The organism is Treponema sp. B152, from assembly GCF_024181665.1.
Taxonomy (GTDB): domain Bacteria; phylum Spirochaetota; class Spirochaetia; order Treponematales; family Treponemataceae; genus Treponema_B; species Treponema_B denticola.
Genome location: NZ_CP058668.1, coordinates 2,316,918 through 2,335,894 on the forward strand (window position 1 = coordinate 2,316,918; position 18,977 = coordinate 2,335,894).

An 18,977-nucleotide genomic window follows, 5' to 3' on the forward strand; every position below is an offset into this window, starting at 1 on the left:
TATATATATAGGGCAATCTATAAAAATATCAAATTCTATCAGCAAAATATTTCTTTTACCTTTTCTTTAAATTTATTTCCGCGGTCGAATTCATTTTTAAACATGCCGAAAGAGGCTGCACCCGGCGATAGAATTACGACATCGCCTTTTTCTGCATTTTCTTTTAACGAAAGCAAAAGAGAATCCAAGCTGTCAAAGGGGCCATTATATTCAATAGACTTTTCTTTAAGAAGAGGAATTAAAAGGTCTGTTCCCGTTCCTGCAAGAAGATATAGGCTTTTGGCAAGATTTGCTTTTTCGGCAAGCGGAATAAAATTTAAGTTTTTATTTGTTCCGCCGCAAATTAAGACGGGAGGCTTATCAAAGGCTTCTAAGGCGGCGGCAGATGCTTCGGGAATTGTAGCGGCCGTATCATTATAAAATTTTATTCCGTTTTTTTCATAAAAGAATTCCAATCGATGTTCAATCCCCGAATACTCGTCCATAAATTTACGGATAAATTCCGATTGCTCTTTGATGTTATTATCTTTTAAGATGTCGTTGCCTTTTAAATTTTCAGGCTTATGAATTTTTTGATAAAGCAGAAGAGCAAGACCTGCATTCAAGACATTTTGTTTAAGTTTAAGCCCGGGAACTTTTGCATCCTTTGAAAGTAAAAGCCTTTCTCCATCACTTAAATTGCAAAGGCCTTCTTGGTTCTTATTAAAAAAAACACCTCGATATTTTTTAGCCGGCTTTTTTTCACTGTACCAAAAAACATTTGCTCTTGTTTCTTCTGCAAAAATTTTCCCCCAGCCGTCATCAAAATTACAGATTAGATAATCCGCTTCATCCATATTTTCATAGATTATTTTTTTATCGGCAACATATTTTTCCATTGTGCCGTACCAGTTTAAGTGGTCGGGCATTATGGGCGTAATAATCGCAATCTTAGGCTTAAGCAGTTTTTTATTTTTCAAATCGGCAAGCTGCCAGCTGGAAAGCTCCAGAACCACAGGCGTATCGCAAGAGGTTTCTTCAAAAAAACTTAAAGGGCTTACCGTAATATTCCCGCCCAAAAAAGCATTGTATCCTAACTTTTTAAGCCCGTAATAAAGAGCGCTTACCGTAGAGGACTTGCCCTTGCTTCCCGTTACCGCCAAAATCGGAGCCTTTGAAAGAGAAAGAAAAACCGAAACATCCGACTCTATTTGTTTTGCGGCTTCTAAAAAAACATTTCCTTCAAGTTTTACGCCGGGATTTTTGATGACAAGATCGGCTTCTTTAAAATCCTCTATTCTATGTTCACCCAACACAAATCGAATATTCTTAAAAGCAGAAAGTTTTTCGATTGACGGCCTTAGCTCTTCCGAAGTTTTTAAATCCGTTACCGTAACCTCGGCTCCATATCGGGCAAAAAATTGAGCAGTTGCAAGCCCGCCCCCATTTAGACCAAGTCCCATAACGGTTACTTTTTCATTCTTTATATTTTCTAAGCTTATTTGCATATCATCATTATAACAAAAAATTTTAGGAAGTACCAGATGAGGGGGGGCAAAAAATATTCCCACTGATCCCTTGACTATATATGCAAAATAATGTATTTTTTAGGTTTATTGGAGATTATTTTATGATAAAAAAACACAAATTAATAGGATTTGCGGCTGTTGCAGCGTTTTTTTTGCTGCTATCTTGTAAAAACAATCTTTTAACAAAAACCGAAAAAGAGAAATCCGGTGAAATCCCCGTTAAAAACATTATTCTTTCACCGAATAAAAGCGAATTTTCTCTTGAAAAAAACACGGCACAGACCATAACCGTGAAAATCATACCTGAAAAGGCGACAAATAAAGCACTAATATATTCTTCAAAACATGGAGACATCGCTTCCATCGACAACACCGGTTTGATTACGGCAAAAAAAGAAGGGCGCACGATCATCACAATCGAGGCGTCAAACGGCGTAAAAAAAACGATAGACGTTATCGTAACACCGGAACCGATTCCCGTTACAAATATCGAATTTGAAGAAGAACCGCCAGCCTTTTTGTTCATCGGCGATGTCTATATATTCAAAGCAAAGGCAAAACCAGACGAAGCGACGAATAGAAAGCTCGAATACACCACGATGACATCAGATGTGATATCCGTTACCAATACGGAATTAGGTACGATGAAGGCAACAAAAGAAGGCAATGCAGCTATTACTATTCGTTCAGCCTCCACTCCCTCGGTAGCCAAAACGGTTACAATTGAAATTAAAAAGAAGCCGGAAATTAGATATGAAGGGAAAACAGCCGTTATGCCCGAAAGTGCTGCCGGTACATACACATTTGAAGTGCAAACGATAGGAGGCAAATTGGATTATGAACCGCGCTTTACATCAAGTACCTTGCCATGGGTTTCGGGATCGCCGGCAATCAGTTCACGCGAGAATCCGAATAAGGACGTAATTTCATTTACCTGCCTCAAAAATAAAACCGTATGGGACAGGCGTGCATATATAAAGTTTTGGGATAAAAAGACAAACTCCTATGTAAAAAATGCAGATGGCAAAACAGATTTGACCGTAAACATTATTCAAAAAAAGAATGAGAATCCCGTTGTGCATTACAAATGGGTCGACGGAATAGGAGCTCCTACTGAAGATCAAAAAGTAAGGATGAAAATAAAAAACAACGGTATTGAGACAGAGGAATATTTTACGGATTCGTTCGTGTTCAAATGGAAAGAAACTGCCAACACAAAATTTTACAATGTACGGAAATTAGACAAGTTGTATGTACAAGGGCAATTTCCAAGTAATTATTTCGTGATAAACGGTATAAGAAATGAACAAATACAAGGGAAAGATATTAGCCAATGCTGGGCAAAAACCGCTTCCAATATGCTGCACTGGTGGTTTGAACAAAATAAAGACTATATTGAGCAGTATAAGCAAAAAGCTGCCATTGAAGAGTGGAAACGGCCTTTATATAAGCATGATTATATCCGAGGCTTGCAGGATGAAGATGAAGGCAAAAAAAGCAATATAGCCAATATCTTTAGAGCATATTCCCATAACAATGCCCGAGGTGGTTACATAGAAGACGGGCTGACGTGGTACCTGTATAAAAGAGACGGTCAAAAAAATCTAGGTTCAATCTATCCCGGGCTATTCAATGATGTTTTCACGCATGATACAAGCCCTATTAATATTGAGCGATGTGAAACAAAAAAAGAATTTGAACAGCTTATGAATAAAGCCCTTGATAACAAACGGGCAATAGGAATTTTTTGGCAGGGTTCTAAAGGTAACAGGCCATACCAACATGCCGTAACGTGTTGGGGCGCAGCCTATGACGAAGATAATAATATTATCTGTCTCTATATTGCCGAATCAAACTTACCGGAAGCTGTCCTCTATCCATTCGGCGTTAGATACAAAGGCAATATATATGAAGAAGCTGAAAAAAACAGAACATATATGTTCAATTATGCGTTAAGCAAACCTGAAAACATCTATATTGATGGCCTTACCACCCTGGACAAGGGCGAAGCCCAGTGGAAAAAGTGGCTTGAGGCACATCAGTAAGCCGACAATAAAGGGCTTGGGGCCGGTCTTTTGTTTATAAGGTTGTTAGATACCCTCTATAACAAAAGACCGAACTGCCGGCCTAATTTTAGTCGACCAAGCCTATGGTAATACCAATTATCATTATATTGAAAAAATCAATAAATAAGGAGCCGACTATAGGAACGACAAAGAAGGCTATCTTTGAATAGCCGTATTTTTCGCATATAGAGCCCATATTAGCCATGGCGTTAGGGGTTGCGGCAAAACCGAAACCTATGTGTCCCGCTGTGATGACCGCAGCATCGTAATCTCCGCCCATAACCTTAAAGGTAACAAAGCGTGTATACAAATACAAAAGAACGATTTGAGCGCTTAAAATAATCATCAGAGGGATAGCCAAACTTACCAGCTGCCAAAGTTTTAGCGAAACAAGAGCTAAAGCCAAAAACATATTCAAAGAAATATTTCCGAGTGCATCAATTTCATCCATACTTACCTTGAATTTTTTTGAGGTATCTGCAATGTTTCTTATAATGGCGGCACAAATCATCGCCCCTATATAAATGGGGAATTTAAATTTGGGCGACAACGAATTAAGATGATTGGTAACAAAAAGACCAAAACCTGAGGCCAGAACTAAAAGCATAAATGACATTAAAAGCTTTTCACTGCTAAGATGCTTTTCAGAACTGGTTGTCGAGTTATCTACTTCACCTTTTGCCGAGGCTTCATGAATAACTTCTTCCTGAACCGTTACGACTTCTTGACCCTCTTCCCTGCCCTTTGTAGGATTAAAGAAGAGCCGCTTTATAAAGCTCGGATGAACCGCTTCTACTTTCTTAACAACTTTTTTTGTTTTTATTATGTTTCCCGATTCATCAATTCTTACGCTTTCATCGGCATTTGAAGGCTGTAAGCCGTATTTTTTTATCAGACGGTTTCCGACAGGACCGCCTAAGATGGAGCTTATCAAAGAGCCGAAGGTGGGAACGGCTACTGCGAGGGATAAGGCTCCCAGAGTGTTTTCCGGATCAACAATCGGTGCAAAGGAGGCCGCTGTACCGAACCCCCCTGTAAAGGATGTTGAACCCAGCATGACGGCGAGCATCGGACTAAAGTTTATAAGCCTTGCGGCTCCTTGAGCTACAACGTTTTGCAAAACAGCAAAAACGATAGCTACAGCCAAAAAGATAAAAACTTTTTTCCCGCCGTCTCTTAAAATCGAAAACCCTGCATTATAACCCACAGAGGTAAAAAACATCACCATCCAATAGGTTTGCAGGGTTGTGTCAAATTCGAAGTCGAGTACCCTTGTTACGTGAAGTGCTAACGAAATCAGCGCAAACAAAAAGCCGCCCACTATCGGGGCAGGTATACAATACTTTTGAAAAAACTCAAACTTCGCCTTAATGAATCGTCCGACAAGCAACCAAGCGATTGCAAAGCCGAGCGACTGGTACATATTCATATGAATTACCATAACTCCTCTCCTTTTGCGTGCGTCTAACGCAATTCGGGATGCAAGAGTGAGTATAGGCTTTTTATATGAAGATGTCAATCTATCGATACAAAATCTTTATCTTCGGCGGCTTTAGAAAAACCGATTGCTTTTCGGAATAAATAGTAGTATAATATGGTTTTATTAAAGGATAATATTTATGCTGAAAACCTTATCAAAAAGCCTTCGGGAATATAAACGGATGTCCGTGCTCGCAGTGCTGCTGACAATCACGGAGGTTGTATTTGAAATTATTATCCCTTCCTGTATGGCGTATTTAATCGATTTTGGAATTGAGCTCGGTGCAATGGGAACCGTGTTCAAGTACGGAGCTGCGCTGTTAATCTTTGCAATTATTCAATTGCTGACAGGTGTATTTTCGTCGATTACAGCGGCAAAGGCTTCGGCAGGATTTGCTGCAAACCTTAGGCAAGATATGTACTCTAATGTTCAAACATTTTCTTTTTCCAATATCGACAAATTTTCAACTTCTTCTATTATAACACGGCTTACAACCGATGTAACGAATGTTCTCAATTCTTATCAGATGCTTGTAAAGCTCGCTGTGCGCGCTCCCGGTATGATGATTTTTGCGATGATCGCATCGTTTAGAATCAGTCCTAAAATTTCCATGATATTCCTCTGCATGATTCCGCTTCTGGGACTCGGCATCTTTTTGATTATCAGCAAAGTGCATCCCATCTTTAGAGGGGTTTTTAAGACCTACGATAAGCTCAACAATGTTGTGCAGGAAAATGTGCGCGGAGTACGGGCGGTAAAGTCCTTTAACCGGCAGCAGTACGAAATTGAAAAGTTTGAAAAAATTTCGGAATCGATTTACCGAGGATTTTCAAAGGGGGAGAGGTATATCACTCTGATGATGCCGATGGCGCAGCTATGTATTTATACCTGTATGATTTTGATTTCATGGTTCGGCGCGAAGGAGATTGTTGCAAGCGGAAACAATGCGGCACAGGGCTTAACCACAGGATCGCTGATGGCTCTTTTTTCGTATGCAACACAGATTATGATGAGCTTGATGATGTTCTCCATGGTCTTTGTGATGATCACGATTTCCCGCTCATCTGCGGAGCGCATTGCCGAAATTTTAAATGAACGCTCTACCATTCAAAACCCTGAACATCCTGTGATGGAGGTAAAGGACGGAAGTATATGCTTTACCGATGCCGATTTTATGTATAGTGCCGATGCGGATAAAAAAGTTATTACCAATGCAAACATTTCAATCGATTCGGGAGAAACGGTTGGAATTATCGGAGGCACCGGTTCTTCCAAGACTTCTTTTGTGCAGCTCATTCCCCGATTGTACGATGTTACTTCCGGTTCGGTCAGCGTCGGCGGCGTAAATGTAAAAGACTATGATGTAAAAACTCTGCGGGATGCGGTTGCCATGGTTTTACAGAAAAACGAATTATTCTCAGGTACGGTGAAAGATAATTTGAAGTGGGGCAATGAACACGCAAGCGATGAAGAAATTGCCGAAGCCTGCCGCCTTGCTTGTGCTTCCGAATTTGTCGAAGCAATGCCGGATGCTTATGATTCCCATATTGAGCAGGGCGGAACAAATGTTTCGGGCGGACAAAAACAGAGGCTCTGTATTGCGCGGGCTCTTTTAAAAAGACCTAAGATTTTAATCCTCGATGATTCCACCAGTGCGGTGGACACCAAGACGGATGCTCTGATTCAAAAATCATTTAAAGAGTTCCTTCCGGAAACAACAAAGATTATTATTGCACAGCGGATTTCTTCCGTGCAGCATGCGGATAAAATTCTCGTATTCGATAAGGGTTCAATTACTGCGGTAGGCACGCATGACGAACTGCTGCAGACAAGCGCCATCTATAAAGAAGTCTTTGAAACTCAACAAAAAGGACATGAATAATATGAAACCTACTAGCACAGCAAAACCGGAAATGAAGCTTTCCATGCCGGCCGTCAAACGGCTTCTTTCCTACCTTAAACAATATAAAACCGTTCTTGCGGTTGTTACGGTCTGTATTTTATTAAGCGCAGGAGCAACCGCATCAGCAGCTTTGTTCCTGCAAGTATTGATTGACCGGTATATTATGCCGCTTCTTGCGCAAAGCACTCCGGCGTTTACCGGACTTTTACGGGCTCTCATCTTTATGGCGGCGATTTACGGCACCGGTGTTCTCTGTTCGTGGATTTATAACCGCTTGATGATTAAGGTTGCACAGCGGACTCTCAAGCAGATTCGAGATGAAATGTTCTCTAAGATGCAGCGCTTCCCTCTCCGGTATTTTGACACACATACTCACGGAGATATTATGAGCCGCTATACCAATGATACCGATACGCTACGGCAGATGATTACGCAGTCAATGCCGCAGCTGGTTTCTTCCATGTGTACGATTATCGCCGTGTTCTTTGCAATGCTGTATCAGAGCGTGTATCTTACGATTATCGTTGTCGCTTCTATCTTTTCTATTTTGAAGGTGATTAAGTTTGTCGCAAAAAAAAGCGGTTTTTATTTTGTACGGCAACAGGAAACGCTTGGGCAGCTGAACGGCTATATTGAAGAAATGATTAACGGACAAAAGGTAATTAAAGTGTTTTGCCGCGAAGAAGCGGTAAAAGCCGAGTTTCATGAAAAAAATGCCGCATGGCAGGAAAGCGCCTCAAAGGCAAACTCCTATGCGAATATCATCATGCCCTTTATGAATGCACTCGGCTATTTTCAATATGTGATTGTCGCCCTTGTCGGAGCGTGGTTCGCAATTGCAAAAATACCTAATCCGACTATCGCCGGTATCAATACGCTGACACTCGGTACTATCGCTTCGTTTTTAACATTGTCGAGGAATTTTACCAATCCTATTTCTCAGCTTTCCAATCAGCTCAATTCGGTTATCAATGCCGTTGCAGGGGCATCGCGGATTTTTGCTCTGATGGACGAAGAACCCGAAGAGGATGCCGGTACCGTTACTCTCGTAAATGCACGGGAAGAAGCAGGTACACTGACCGAAGCTGCGGAGCACACCGGGGTATGGGCTTGGAAGGAAATGCACGAGGACGGCAGCATTACATTAACAAGGCTTACCGGTAAGGTGATTTTTGAGCATGTCGATTTCGGTTACTCGCCCGATAAAAAAGTTTTAAAAGACATAAACCTCTTTGCAGAGCGGGGACAGAAGGTCGCATTTGTCGGGGCAACAGGTGCGGGCAAAACAACTATTACCAATTTGATCAACCGCTTTTATGATATTAACAAAGGAACTATCACCTATGACGGAATACCGATTACCCATATAAAGAAAGAAGACCTGCGGCGTTCTCTCGGTATCGTATTGCAAGAAGTAAATTTATTTACCGGCACCATTATGGAAAATATCCGTTTCGGCAACTTGGATGCTACCGACGAACAATGTATCGAAGCGGCGAAACTTGCCAATGCTCACAATTTTATTACAATGCTTCCACATGGTTATGACACGGTTATTGAAGGAAATAAAAACTCTCTTTCACAAGGGCAGAGGCAGCTATTGTCCATCGCCCGCGCCGCAGTCTCCGACCCGCCCGTCATGATTTTGGACGAAGCGACATCCTCAATCGACACCCGAACCGAAGCACTTATCCAAAAAGGTATGGATAGCCTGATGGAAGGCCGAACCGTTTTCGTCATCGCTCACCGTCTTTCCACTGTTATGAATTCCGACGTTATCATGGTCTTGGATCACGGTGAAATTATCGAGCGCGGCACACACGAAAGCCTCATCGCAAAGAAGGGAGTATACTACCGACTATACACGGGAGCTTTTGAACTCGAATGATCTTTTGAAAATATACGGCGCATCTGCGTTGTCGCTTAACAAAAAACAGTCCTCGACGTACAAAAAGTACGCCTGCGGGCGTTTTTTGTACGCTCCTAGCATCTGCATCGTCTATTTTCAAAAGGTTTACAGAAAAGGCGAGGCATCTACTGCGTCGTACGGCAAAAAAGTGTTCTCAACGTATCAAAGATACGCCTGCACTTTTAATTTGAACGTGGAAAAATATCAGTTTTAGCAAAACGGAGGATAAAATATGAAAAAAATCATGCTTTTATCGGCAGCTATTTTATTTATTGGAATAATCGCCGCGGCACAAACAAAGACGGCGCCCGCCTTTAAAGTCGAAGAACAAAGCTTTCAGAGAAACGGTATGAAAATATACGGAAAGCTTTTTCTTCCCGATAGTGTATCGCCAGTACCCTTAGTCATTCTTTCGCACGGATTCGGCGGAAACCATGGCGGTGTTAAAGGCTATGCAGCGGCTTTTGCGGAACATGGAATTGCTGCATACATTTTTGACTTTATCGGCGGCGGCAATCATATCAAAAGCGACGGAAAAATGACGGAAATGTCGGTGCTTACCGAGGCCGAAGATTTGACGGTCATTCTCGATAACTTAAAAGCCGACTCGCGTTTTAAGCCTGAACAAATCTTTTTATTCGGAGAAAGCCAAGGCGGATTTGTTTCAACTTATATTGCCGCACTGCGCCCCGCCGATGTAGCGGGCTTGGTTTTATTATATCCTGCTTTTGTGCTGCATGATTACGTTCGGCGGCGCACTCCCGATCCGGAGCGGATTCCCGACACAATGAAGCTGCTGGGAAAAACCATAGGGCGCATTTATAATAAGGATGTACTGTCATTTGATATTTATACGTTGATGCCCCGGTATTTAGGCAAAACGCTCATCATTCACGGAACAGCAGACTCGCTTGTACCGCTGTCATATTCGGAACGGGCGATTAAGACCTTCACCGACGCAAAGCTCATAAAGCTTGACGGAGCAAAGCACGTCTTTTACGGAGACATGATGCAGAAAGCAGCGGAAGATGCGGTAAAATTTGTACAGAGTATAATCGCCGAGAAAAGGTCTCAGGGTAGGTAAAAATTACCTTTTCAAATATAATATTTTATGTGAGAATTTATGAAAAAGATACTGCTATTAAATGCAAGCCCAAGAAAGAATTGGAATACTGCACAAATACTTAAATCGGCGATGAGAGGCGCTCAAACTGCCGGTGCGGAAGTTGAATATATCGATTTATATGATTTGAATTTTACGGGATGCAGAAGCTGCATGTTGTGCAAAAGAAAAGGAGTTGAAAGATGCCGATGTTATTGGAAAGATGACCTTTCTCCAATAATAGAAAAAGTTTTTTCGGCAGACGCACTCTTTATCGGAACTCCTATATATTTAGGAAGACCTACTAGTCACTATTTTGCATTTATGGAACGCTTGCATTTTTGTTCACTTTCTTATGATGACTATAGCAATTATTTCAAAGGAAAGGTTAATGTTGTGCTGTTTTTAACAATGAATGCGACAAAAGATTTTTACGATAAACTGTATAAGGAAAAATTTGGAAATTATGCAAATGAATTTAAATCATTGAATGGCAATGTTACCTTGTATCCATGTTATAATACACTGCAAGTAAGCGATTATTCAAAGTTCGATATGGCAAGTTTTAGTGAAGATAAAAAGAGAAAATCACGCGAAGAATGTTTTCCAATCGATTTGGAAAATGCCTTTCAGCTCGGTAAAAAATTAGGGGAATAAGTTTTTAAGCTATGATAAAAAAACTTATAAGTATGATCTTTATCGTTTTCTGTCTTATTACTGCCTGCGCACTCGATACGGACAGTGATAAAAATGAACAAGCCGCAAAAACAGATACCACAGGAGCTAAAACAATGAAAATAACCATTACAGCAAACGGCAAAACGCTGGCAGCTTCTTTGTATGATAATTCTTCCTCTCGTGCTCTGGTTGAATTGCTGCAAAAGGGTGCAATTACCATCGAAATGCATGACTACGGTAATTTCGAAAAAGTAGGCGATCTTCCGATAAGCCTTCCTCGCAACGACAAACAAACCAATACGGATGCGGGCGATCTGATTTTATATCAGGGAAAATCATTCGTTATTTACTATGACAAAAACTCATGGAACTTTACCCTACTCGGAAAACTGGAAGGCATAACCAAAGCCGAGTTAAAAAAGGTGCTAGGCACCGGAAATATTACTGTAATACTGGAAAATGCGGAATAGCTAAAGGGAACCTCAAAAAACGTAAGTTTTTTGAGGTTCCCTTACGATTGTACTTTCCACCAAATGGTTAATCTCATCAACTGCTCTCAATAAGTTTAAAAAAGTCTGTATATTCTCGCTTTCTTTCAGCTAAACATACACACCAAAATTGCACATTTACTTCCGGATCGGATAAGGGGACGGCAACTTTACCCTGCGGGACACCATCGTAAGCATTGGTAATATTGGTTCTAAATGACGGCAATTCGCTGGCGTACACAATTTCGCGGAGAGCGGAAAGCTCACTTTGTTCCAAAAATACTGCATCAGGAATTTTCCGTTTACAGACTGAATACCAAAATCCGATTTTATTGTGTATCAGTATTTTTTCTCCTCTAAGGTCTTTCAACTGCAATGTTTTTCGGTTTGCAAGCCGATGCGAAATCGGTAAGAGTACGAAAAGTTCTTCTCTAATAAACGGTTTACATATATACTTCGGAGTTCCGTCAGGCTTTATTTCTTCAATCGGATGGAGCAGAATAATCATATTATATGTTCCGTCATTAAGTCCGTGGATAAGATCTGCCTCTGTTTCCTTTAAATCGCTCAGTATCGTTTTATCGATAAAAAGTTTTGACACGGTCGGTGTCAATTTCCACATAGGCGCCGGAGCAATTGAACCTAAAGAAAAACTGCGCAATCTGCGGTCTGCTTCTCGGACGGCCTGAACCATATCATTATGAGCAGAAACCACAGCTTGAGCATACCGAGCTGCAAGCATTCCTGTCTCGGTAAGTTCGATGCGGTTTTTAGTACGGGCAAAAAGCGGCACACCAAGTTCTCTCTCCAAATTCTGCATTGAACGGCTTAATGCAGGCTGAGAGGTATGTATCATTTCCGCTGCTTTGGAAAGCGTTCCATATTCCGAAAAGGCAATAAGCTGCCGCAACTGATAAAGTTCCATATTGGTAGTATACCACAGTATGCGTTTATGATATAGCGCTTTGCAAAAGTTTTATTGTACAAATTTCCGGTTAGTTGTTATACTATAAACAGATATAATATTACAAGGAGTATGTATGGATTACACAACTTTATCAAACGGCGTAAAGATGCCGGTGTTGGGTTTCGGAGTGTATCAAATCGATGCAAAAGAAACGGAGCGCTGCGTACTCGATGCAATACGGGCAGGATACCGCTCTATCGATACGGCGCAATCGTACTTTAATGAAGAAGGTGTCGGTGCCGCGGTGAAAAAGTCGGGCGTTGCAAGGACAGACTTGTTTATTACGAGCAAGGTGTGGATTGAACACTACGGCTATGATGCCTGTCGGGCATCCGTCCTTAAATCGCTTGAAAAGATGCAGCTTGCCTATATCGATCTTATGCTGCTGCATCAACCTTTTAACGACTACTACGGTGCGTGGCGAGCATTGGAAGATTTATATGACGAAGGTAAAATAAGAGCAATCGGGGTGTCGAATTTTTATCCTGACCGTTTGGTGGATATAGCTTCGTTTTCCCGGATTCGTCCTATGGTGAATCAAGTAGAAACACATCCTCTTCATCAGCAAATTGAAGCGCATAAATGGATGGAGAAGTACAATATTGTTCATGAAGCATGGGCGCCGTTCGGTGAGGGGCGGGGCGGTCTTTTTGAAAATCCGGTACTGAAAGAAATAGGTGCAGTATATGGTAAGACGACTGCGCAGGTAATGTTGCGGTGGCTTTTGCAGCGGAATATTGTCGTACTTGCAAAATCGGCGCGGGTGGAACGTATGGCAGAAAATATTGCGGTATTCGATTTCCGTTTGAGCGATCAAGATATGCAACGAATAACCGCACTGGATAAGGCGGAAAGTTCATTCTTCTCCCACACTGACCCGAATATGGTAGAATGGTTTGTAAAGATGGTAGAAGAGCGTAAAAAGAATTAATTTATAGGAGGTGATGATAATGAATAGAACAAAGAAAACAGGTCATGCGCTTATTCTAAAATGTACCCTGTGCGGAGTGCTGTTATCGGCCGGGTTGTTACTATCATTAACAGGATGTGCAACAACAAATCACAACAATCTTGTGATTGCAAAGCAGGGGATGTTTTCCTCAGGCGGAATCGTGGTGCGTTCAGCAGGAGTGTTCAACCCTGAAAATCAATGGGAGGCAAGCGGATCTGGACAAACAACACATGCGGATCACGCAAATGTATTGTATCAAATTCCGGCGGTGGAAACAGAACTTCCGATGGTGTTCTTACACGGTTATGGACAGTCCCGTATGGGTTGGATGACAACACCGGACGGGCGTGAAGGCTGGAGCAATCTTTTTTTGAAAAAAGGACACAGTATTTTTTTAATTGATGAACCGCGCCGGGGTGAAGCGGGACAGAGTTCGGTCGGCGGAACCATCAGCACAAAGACATTGGATCAGAGGTGGTATACACAGTTTAGAATCGGTCGATGGGAAAACGGACGCTCTGTAGTCAATACAGGGTCTCAATTTCCGAACGATGATGCATCGGTGGATCAGTTTTTCCGGCAGATGACACCCGATACCGGTATGAAATCGGATATGGGGGCTGACTTTGATAACGAAATGGTTGCAAAAGCTGTAGCCGCAACGATTGACAGGGTCTTTGCAATGACAGATAAAAAATCAATTTTAGTAACACATTCCCAAGGTGGCGGACCGGGATGGACGGCAGCAAAATACACCGATCATATTGCTGCAATTGTCGCAGTTGAACCGGGTGGAGCACCAGGAACAGACAGCGAAGATTTTAAAGCAGTGCTTTCTAAAAAAATATCGGTAGCATTCTATTTCGGCGACTATATTGATAACGGTGATTCTAAGATTCAAGCGACCGGAATGTGGCAGATGATGCGTAGGATGTGCTATTCATTTGCGGAAAGCTATCGAGCACAAGGCGGAGACGCAACAGTTATCGACCTTCCGAAAGTAGGTATCACCGGTAATAGTCACTTTCTGTTCCAAGAATTGAATAACAAAGAAATTGCAGATCATGTTGAAACATGGTTGAAAACAAGGAATGTTAAATAAAAGCCGTACATTTTTATCGGAGGTTATAATGATGAAAAGATTTACTATAGCGATATTAGTTTTTGTACTTTGCACGGCAACTTTTGCAAAGAATGCTCCTAAGACACTCATTGCGTATTTTTCGTTCCCAATTACCGGCGGTAAAGAGGCGTTGGATGCAACCTCCGGCGCAAGCGTAGTACCCAACTCAAACGGTATGGGAAATGCCGAGTTTATTGCATTGACGATTGCAAAAGTAATAAATGCTGATGTGTTCAAAATCGATACAGGGGATCACTATCCGCACGATTACAACAAGATTTTCGACATAACAAATGCGGAGCAGCGCAAAAAAGTAAAACCGAAGCTTGTCTCACATGTTGCAGACATGAAAAAATACAATACAGTTATCATCTGCTGTCCCGTATGGTGGTACAAAATGCCGCTCGCCGTACAGGCTTTTCTTGACGAATACGATTTAAGCGGAAAGACAATTTATCTTTCAGTTACGCACGGAGGAAGCCGAAGCGGAGGCATTGAACGCGAAATCGCCGCTGCAGAACCTAAAGCAACTATTAGCAAAAATATGTTAATCTTGAACCGCAGTGAAATCGGACAAAGTGAAAAAAAGATTATAGATTGGGCAAAAGGTTTGGGTCTATAATGAAAAGCGCGGCTTGGATATTCTTCTGTATATTTTTCATAAATATCAAATGTTACTCGCAAACCTATGGTTATATAACGGCAGGTACGGAAATGCGGCGAGGCTATCTAGTCGACAATGTGTTGCACTCCGCACAATTCGGTGACATTCATTTTTCAAGTTATGTGCCGAAAGAATACGATGGAAGCAGGCCGTACGCTTTGTTTATAACACTGCCGGGATGGGGAGGCCTATACTTTCAAGGCATCGGCATAAACATTATTCAAGAAGATTTTGGTCTTACCGCACGTGAGTATAATAACGAGATGATTATCATCGCTCCCCAGCTGAATGACTGGGGAGAAACAAGTGCTAATCAAACAATTGCTTTAACAGAATATCTGCTCAGGTATTACACTATCGACCCAAAAAAGGTATATCTCGAAGGGTATTCCGGAGGAGGTGAAACCGGATCTATCATGATCGGCAAACGTCCTGAATTGTATGCGGCTTTTTTACATGTCAGTTCCAAATGGAGCGGAAAAATAGATACCATTGTAAATGCAAAAACGGCTATCTATATGGTTACAGGACGTAACGATAGCTATTACGGCTCCCAATCGGTGTCTGAAACTTATCGAAAGTTGTACGAGCTGTACCGCAAAAAAGGCTTGCAGAAAAAAGAAATTGATAGTGTTCTTGTACTGGACTTAAAAGAAAATGAATACTTTAGGCAACGCGGATATGCCGACCCCCACGCGGGTGGTGTAAGTTTTGCAAAGGATTCTGCCATTATGGGCTGGCTCTTTAAAAGAAATTAATTTTGCCCGTTGAAACGGTGCAAAATGTATACTTATTAAATAATTTATCGGAGGAAATCGATATGAAAATGACAAAGAAAATAACATCGTTTATTATCATTATGGTAGTATTTTTGGCAGCGGCTGCTCCCATTTTTGCAGCAGGGAACGATACGCAAAAGGCTAAAAAAATACTGGTGGTTTATTATTCGGCAACCGGAACAACCGAACGGTTGGCAAATATTATCGCAAAAGAAATGAAAGCGGATATGTTTGTATTAAAACCGAAACAGCCCTACACATCGGAAGACTTAAATTGGAACAACAAAAACAGCCGTGTTGTTAAGGAACACGAACTGGGTGTTGACAAAGTGTCCGTTGAGATTGAAACCACAAGAGTTCCGAAATTTGATGCCTACGACACCGTCTTTATCGGTTATCCGATTTGGTGGGGTGAAGCAGCATGGGTCGTGGATGAATTTATCAAGAAAAACGATTTTACAGGCAAAAATGTGATAGCTTTTTGCACTTCAATGTCTACAGGTACGGGAGAAAGCAGAAAGAGACTTGAAAAACTTGCGAAAACAGGTAATTGGGTAACAGGTGAACGGTTTCCGAGAAATTTTAAAGAAGCAAATGTGAAAAAGTGGCTAAAAGAGCTAGGTCTGTAATATAAGGGAGAGAACTTAATGAAGTATTTACTTTCAGCCTTGTGCTGCCTGTTCCTTTCGTTATCCTGTACGGCAGAAACAACAAAACAAGGGGTACATATGAAAACTGAAGATATTACCGCGCAAACTGCGATTGAACTTGTTATCGCCGACACCGATTTTTCCCCATGGGGAAGACTGATCTTCCCTGTAGATTCAGGATATTGGAACGGAAAGACACTCGGCAGTTTGAGCCTGACATGGTACAGTCATATCGATACCGCAAAAACGGTAGAGGTCGTACGCTATTTTAAAACACAAACTCTCCGAGGTGAGCCTGTCTTTTTCGATATCTATACTGAAGAAGAAAAGCGGCTCGATCCGAGGAAACGGAACACCGGCCTCTTTTTCTTCAGGGGTAAGAAAGGTGCAAAAAGCGCAATCTGTAGTGCCGGCGGAGGCGTTGCATATGTCGGAGCAATGCATGACAGTTTCCCGCATGCACTGGAACTTTCCAAACGCGGATACAATGCGTTTGCTCTCATCTACCGCTCCGGCTCGCAAGCTGCCTGCGAAGATTTAGCACGCGCTATTGCTTTTATGCATGAACACGCTGCGGAATTACAGCTTGATACAACAAACTATTCCTTGTGGGGAGGTTCGGCCGGGGCACGAATGGCAGCATGGCTCGGAAGTTTGGGAACGGAAAGATTTGGCGAAAAAGCGTACCCGTACCCCTCTGCCGTCATCATGCAGTATACGGGGCTTTCAGAAGTTTACGGTAATGAGCCGCCGACATACGCCTGTGTCGGAACGGCTGACAGAATCTCAAGTCCACAGGTGATGGAACACCGCATTCGGCACATTAAAGCGAATGGAACCGACGCAGAAATAGAAATCTTTGAAGGTTTGCCGCACGGCTTCGGCTTGGGAACGGGCACTGTTGCCGAGGGCTGGATTAACAATGCAATACGATTTTGGGAACGGAATATGTAGGAGAATATTATGAAAAAATCAATCTTTTTTATACTGTCGGTTTTTGCCTGTGTGCTATCTTGCACATCAGAGGAGACAAATATGAATACAATATTACAAAATTATACATTGACTGAAAGTGTTCCCAAAACCTATTTTTCTGCTGCAGAAAAAAAGGGAACAGTACAGTTGATTGAATATGCTACCCGTGATTATACTCAAGCTTCTCGCCAGGCAATCACCAAAAAAGCATATGTCTATCTTCCATATGGATATAACGCAAAAGACTCAACAGCAAGATATGACACACTTTTTTATATGCACGGATGGACAGGAGTAGCCGGTGAACTTTTTACGGTGGGAAAAGGTTTTATAAAAAATATGTTCGATGTTATGATTGAAAAAGGCGATATCCAGCCGCTGATCATTGTAGCTGCAACATTTGACAACGAAAATGCCTCGCAAGATTTTACCCGCAGTGTTGAAGAATTGAGCGTGTTCCATAACGATTTTCGCGATGCATTACTGCCTTTTATTGATTCTCACTTTAATACAAACGCATCACGGAATAGCCGGGCATTCAGTGGTTTTTCCCTGGGAGCTGTTACCACATAGTACGAATTTTGTTACAACAACGATCTTATCAAGTATTTTCTTCCATTAAGCGGCGACTGCTGGATTATGGGTACTTATGGCGGACGGTACCGGCCCAAGGAAACAACTGACTATCTTGAACAAATTGTGCGGGAAAAAAGATATACCGCTTCGGATTATGAAATCTATGCTGCAGTCGGTACACGCGATCCTATCTGGGATCAGGTAAACAACCAGCTGACCGAAATGTTGACCCGCCGCACATTCAGCGGCAGCAATGTACGCTACGCCGTCAAACAGGGAGGACGCCACGACTACGAAGCAATCGCCGAATACCTGTACAACGCACTACCCTTGTATTTTGGAAATTAGCTCATATGGAAAAAGGCTATACCATGTTCTTTATCGATTATATCACAATTATCGTACTGTTTGCAGCTTTTGCACATTACAGTGCAAAACTAATGGTAATAAAAAATAAAACATAAATTGCACATTCACTTCCCGATCCAACAAATGAACTGCGGCTTTATATCGAAAGTAAAGTATCACTCGTTTTCGCTGATATATACTTCCAACTCGACATCGTCTTCGGGGAGGTCGTCAACAAAGCCCGGATCCATGTGCATTAAAAAACGGTACTGACCGGTTGCATCCCGATATGTAACCGCTTCGCCGTCTTCGGACCCGTAATACTCGCGAAAGACGGAAAAGCCTTGTTTTTCCAACACGGCTTTCACACGCAAAAAGTTTCTCTCGCGCTTTTCGATATAAGTTTTAATTTCGTTGTTTCCGATTAAGTAGGCATCGACGAGTGTGCACCCTTCAACGGTGTTTGCTTGCCCGTCATCAAAGGCTTCAACCTCAATCGCAATAGCTTCGGCTTCGTCATCGGCAAACGAAAACTTCGATAATGGAATTTTTTTCTTTCCATAAGCTATTTCAACGAGGTCGCCTAAGGCTGCAACATGCAATTTGCCTAAAACGCCATACTCATCGTCGGAATACACTTCAAAGCCCGGAATTTTTTTCAAAAAAGCTTTTATGTTGGCTTCGGAATCAAAAGCTCCGATGAGGTGTTCCCTGCCGCTTTCCATCAATTTTAATAAAAACATTTTTTCTCCTACGCCGATAATTTAGAGCTTCTGCATCATACTTTTCTTTATCACTATGAGGAATGC

Annotated in this window: 18 protein-coding genes; 14 read left to right on the top strand and 4 right to left on the bottom strand. The window is 41.9% G+C overall.

The features are described 5' to 3' along the window. Positions 1–38: 38 nt before the first annotated feature. Positions 39–1,487, bottom strand: a complete 1,449-nt coding sequence (murD, locus tag HYB91_RS10905) for a UDP-N-acetylmuramoyl-L-alanine--D-glutamate ligase (RefSeq protein ID WP_253719519.1) — start codon at positions 1,485–1,487, stop codon at positions 39–41. Positions 1,488–1,609: 122 nt separating this feature from the next. On the opposite strand from murD, the gene HYB91_RS10910 reads away from it, so the two are divergent. Next, positions 1,610–3,553, top strand: coding sequence for an IdeS/Mac family cysteine endopeptidase (locus HYB91_RS10910; RefSeq protein WP_253719520.1), 1,944 nt, complete (start codon positions 1,610–1,612; stop codon positions 3,551–3,553). 88 nt (positions 3,554–3,641) lie between these two features. Here the strand turns inward: HYB91_RS10910 and HYB91_RS10915 are convergent, their stop codons facing one another. Further along, positions 3,642–5,015, bottom strand: a complete 1,374-nt coding sequence (locus HYB91_RS10915) for a sodium/glutamate symporter (RefSeq protein ID WP_253719521.1) — start codon at positions 5,013–5,015, stop codon at positions 3,642–3,644. 178 nt (positions 5,016–5,193) lie between these two features. Between HYB91_RS10915 and HYB91_RS10920 the strand changes: the two genes are divergently transcribed. From HYB91_RS10920 to HYB91_RS10940, 5 genes are all read left to right on the top strand, one after another. Further along, positions 5,194–6,936, top strand: coding sequence for an ABC transporter ATP-binding protein (locus HYB91_RS10920; protein WP_253719522.1), 1,743 nt, complete (start codon positions 5,194–5,196; stop codon positions 6,934–6,936). 1 nt (position 6,937) lies between these two features. Continuing rightward, the gene (locus tag HYB91_RS10925) at positions 6,938–8,845 is read left to right on the top strand and encodes an ABC transporter ATP-binding protein (protein WP_002676721.1); all 1,908 of its coding nucleotides are present in this window, start codon (positions 6,938–6,940) and stop codon (positions 8,843–8,845) included. Between the two features lie 253 nt (positions 8,846–9,098). Beyond that, positions 9,099–9,950, top strand: a complete 852-nt coding sequence (locus tag HYB91_RS10930) for an alpha/beta hydrolase (protein WP_002676720.1) — start codon at positions 9,099–9,101, stop codon at positions 9,948–9,950. A gap of 39 nt (positions 9,951–9,989) precedes the next feature. Continuing rightward, the gene (locus HYB91_RS10935) at positions 9,990–10,625 is read left to right on the top strand and encodes a flavodoxin family protein (protein WP_002666240.1); all 636 of its coding nucleotides are present in this window, start codon (positions 9,990–9,992) and stop codon (positions 10,623–10,625) included. A gap of 11 nt (positions 10,626–10,636) precedes the next feature. Then, entirely contained in the window at positions 10,637–11,116 is a 480-nt protein-coding gene (locus tag HYB91_RS10940; RefSeq protein ID WP_002676719.1) for a cyclophilin-like fold protein, read from the top strand. Between the two features lie 76 nt (positions 11,117–11,192). Here the strand turns inward: HYB91_RS10940 and HYB91_RS10945 are convergent, their stop codons facing one another. Then, on the bottom strand, positions 11,193–12,059 hold the full coding sequence (locus HYB91_RS10945) for a LysR family transcriptional regulator (protein ID WP_002676718.1): 867 nt from the start codon (positions 12,057–12,059) through the stop codon (positions 11,193–11,195). A 115-nt stretch (positions 12,060–12,174) separates the two neighbouring features. Here HYB91_RS10945 and HYB91_RS10950 point away from each other — a divergent pair, with 115 nt between their 5' ends. The 8 genes from HYB91_RS10950 (at position 12,175) to HYB91_RS10985 (ending at position 18,168) form a co-directional block, all read left to right on the top strand. Then, positions 12,175–13,032 (top strand): aldo/keto reductase, encoded by an 858-nt coding sequence (locus tag HYB91_RS10950; RefSeq protein ID WP_002676716.1) that lies wholly within the window; start codon positions 12,175–12,177, stop codon positions 13,030–13,032. 19 nt (positions 13,033–13,051) lie between these two features. Further along, positions 13,052–14,155, top strand: coding sequence for an alpha/beta hydrolase (locus tag HYB91_RS10955; protein ID WP_002676715.1), 1,104 nt, complete (start codon positions 13,052–13,054; stop codon positions 14,153–14,155). A 28-nt stretch (positions 14,156–14,183) separates the two neighbouring features. After that, complete coding sequence (locus tag HYB91_RS10960; RefSeq protein ID WP_002676713.1) at positions 14,184–14,798, top strand: flavodoxin; 615 nt, start codon at positions 14,184–14,186, stop codon at positions 14,796–14,798. Continuing rightward, on the top strand, positions 14,798–15,598 hold the full coding sequence (locus HYB91_RS10965; protein WP_002676712.1) for a prolyl oligopeptidase family serine peptidase: 801 nt from the start codon (positions 14,798–14,800) through the stop codon (positions 15,596–15,598). The genes HYB91_RS10960 and HYB91_RS10965 overlap by 1 nt, the downstream gene beginning before the upstream one ends. Before the next feature lie 62 nt (positions 15,599–15,660). Continuing rightward, on the top strand, positions 15,661–16,248 hold the full coding sequence (locus tag HYB91_RS10970) for a flavodoxin (protein ID WP_002676711.1): 588 nt from the start codon (positions 15,661–15,663) through the stop codon (positions 16,246–16,248). 18 nt (positions 16,249–16,266) lie between these two features. Next, positions 16,267–17,223: an alpha/beta hydrolase gene (locus HYB91_RS10975; protein WP_002676710.1), complete on the top strand. Its 957-nt coding sequence runs from the start codon at positions 16,267–16,269 to the stop codon at positions 17,221–17,223. An 81-nt stretch (positions 17,224–17,304) separates the two neighbouring features. Next, the gene (locus HYB91_RS10980) at positions 17,305–17,817 is read left to right on the top strand and encodes an alpha/beta hydrolase (protein WP_252508178.1); all 513 of its coding nucleotides are present in this window, start codon (positions 17,305–17,307) and stop codon (positions 17,815–17,817) included. A 66-nt stretch (positions 17,818–17,883) separates the two neighbouring features. Beyond that, positions 17,884–18,168, top strand: coding sequence for a hypothetical protein (locus HYB91_RS10985; protein ID WP_002676707.1), 285 nt, complete (start codon positions 17,884–17,886; stop codon positions 18,166–18,168). Positions 18,169–18,344: 176 nt separating this feature from the next. Here the strand turns inward: HYB91_RS10985 and HYB91_RS10990 are convergent, their stop codons facing one another. Continuing rightward, a complete protein-coding gene (locus HYB91_RS10990; protein ID WP_002676705.1) occupies positions 18,345–18,911 on the bottom strand; it encodes a hypothetical protein in 567 nt (188 codons plus the stop codon). Positions 18,912–18,977: the final 66 nt, after the last annotated feature.

Excerpts from the sequence above, each read along its gene's own strand:
- HYB91_RS10910 (WP_253719520.1), top strand. The coding sequence starts at position 1,610 with ATGATAAAAAAACACAAATTAATAGGATTTGCGGCTGTTGCAGCGTTT.
- murD (WP_253719519.1), bottom strand. The coding sequence starts at position 1,487 with ATGCAAATAAGCTTAGAAAATATAAAGAATGAAAAAGTAACCGTTATG.
- HYB91_RS10960 (WP_002676713.1), top strand. The coding sequence starts at position 14,184 with ATGATGAAAAGATTTACTATAGCGATATTAGTTTTTGTACTTTGCACG.
- HYB91_RS10915 (WP_253719521.1), bottom strand. The coding sequence starts at position 5,015 with ATGGTAATTCATATGAATATGTACCAGTCGCTCGGCTTTGCAATCGCT.
- HYB91_RS10935 (WP_002666240.1), top strand. The coding sequence starts at position 9,990 with ATGAAAAAGATACTGCTATTAAATGCAAGCCCAAGAAAGAATTGGAAT.
- HYB91_RS10925 (WP_002676721.1), top strand. The coding sequence starts at position 6,938 with ATGAAACCTACTAGCACAGCAAAACCGGAAATGAAGCTTTCCATGCCG.
- HYB91_RS10980 (WP_252508178.1), top strand. The coding sequence starts at position 17,305 with ATGAATACAATATTACAAAATTATACATTGACTGAAAGTGTTCCCAAA.
- HYB91_RS10920 (WP_253719522.1), top strand. The coding sequence starts at position 5,194 with ATGCTGAAAACCTTATCAAAAAGCCTTCGGGAATATAAACGGATGTCC.
- HYB91_RS10930 (WP_002676720.1), top strand. The coding sequence starts at position 9,099 with ATGAAAAAAATCATGCTTTTATCGGCAGCTATTTTATTTATTGGAATA.
- HYB91_RS10945 (WP_002676718.1), bottom strand. The coding sequence starts at position 12,059 with ATGGAACTTTATCAGTTGCGGCAGCTTATTGCCTTTTCGGAATATGGA.
- HYB91_RS10950 (WP_002676716.1), top strand. The coding sequence starts at position 12,175 with ATGGATTACACAACTTTATCAAACGGCGTAAAGATGCCGGTGTTGGGT.
- HYB91_RS10955 (WP_002676715.1), top strand. The coding sequence starts at position 13,052 with ATGAATAGAACAAAGAAAACAGGTCATGCGCTTATTCTAAAATGTACC.
- HYB91_RS10940 (WP_002676719.1), top strand. The coding sequence starts at position 10,637 with ATGATAAAAAAACTTATAAGTATGATCTTTATCGTTTTCTGTCTTATT.
- HYB91_RS10985 (WP_002676707.1), top strand. The coding sequence starts at position 17,884 with ATGGGTACTTATGGCGGACGGTACCGGCCCAAGGAAACAACTGACTAT.
- HYB91_RS10965 (WP_002676712.1), top strand. The coding sequence starts at position 14,798 with ATGAAAAGCGCGGCTTGGATATTCTTCTGTATATTTTTCATAAATATC.
- HYB91_RS10970 (WP_002676711.1), top strand. The coding sequence starts at position 15,661 with ATGAAAATGACAAAGAAAATAACATCGTTTATTATCATTATGGTAGTA.
- HYB91_RS10990 (WP_002676705.1), bottom strand. The coding sequence starts at position 18,911 with ATGTTTTTATTAAAATTGATGGAAAGCGGCAGGGAACACCTCATCGGA.
- HYB91_RS10975 (WP_002676710.1), top strand. The coding sequence starts at position 16,267 with ATGAAGTATTTACTTTCAGCCTTGTGCTGCCTGTTCCTTTCGTTATCC.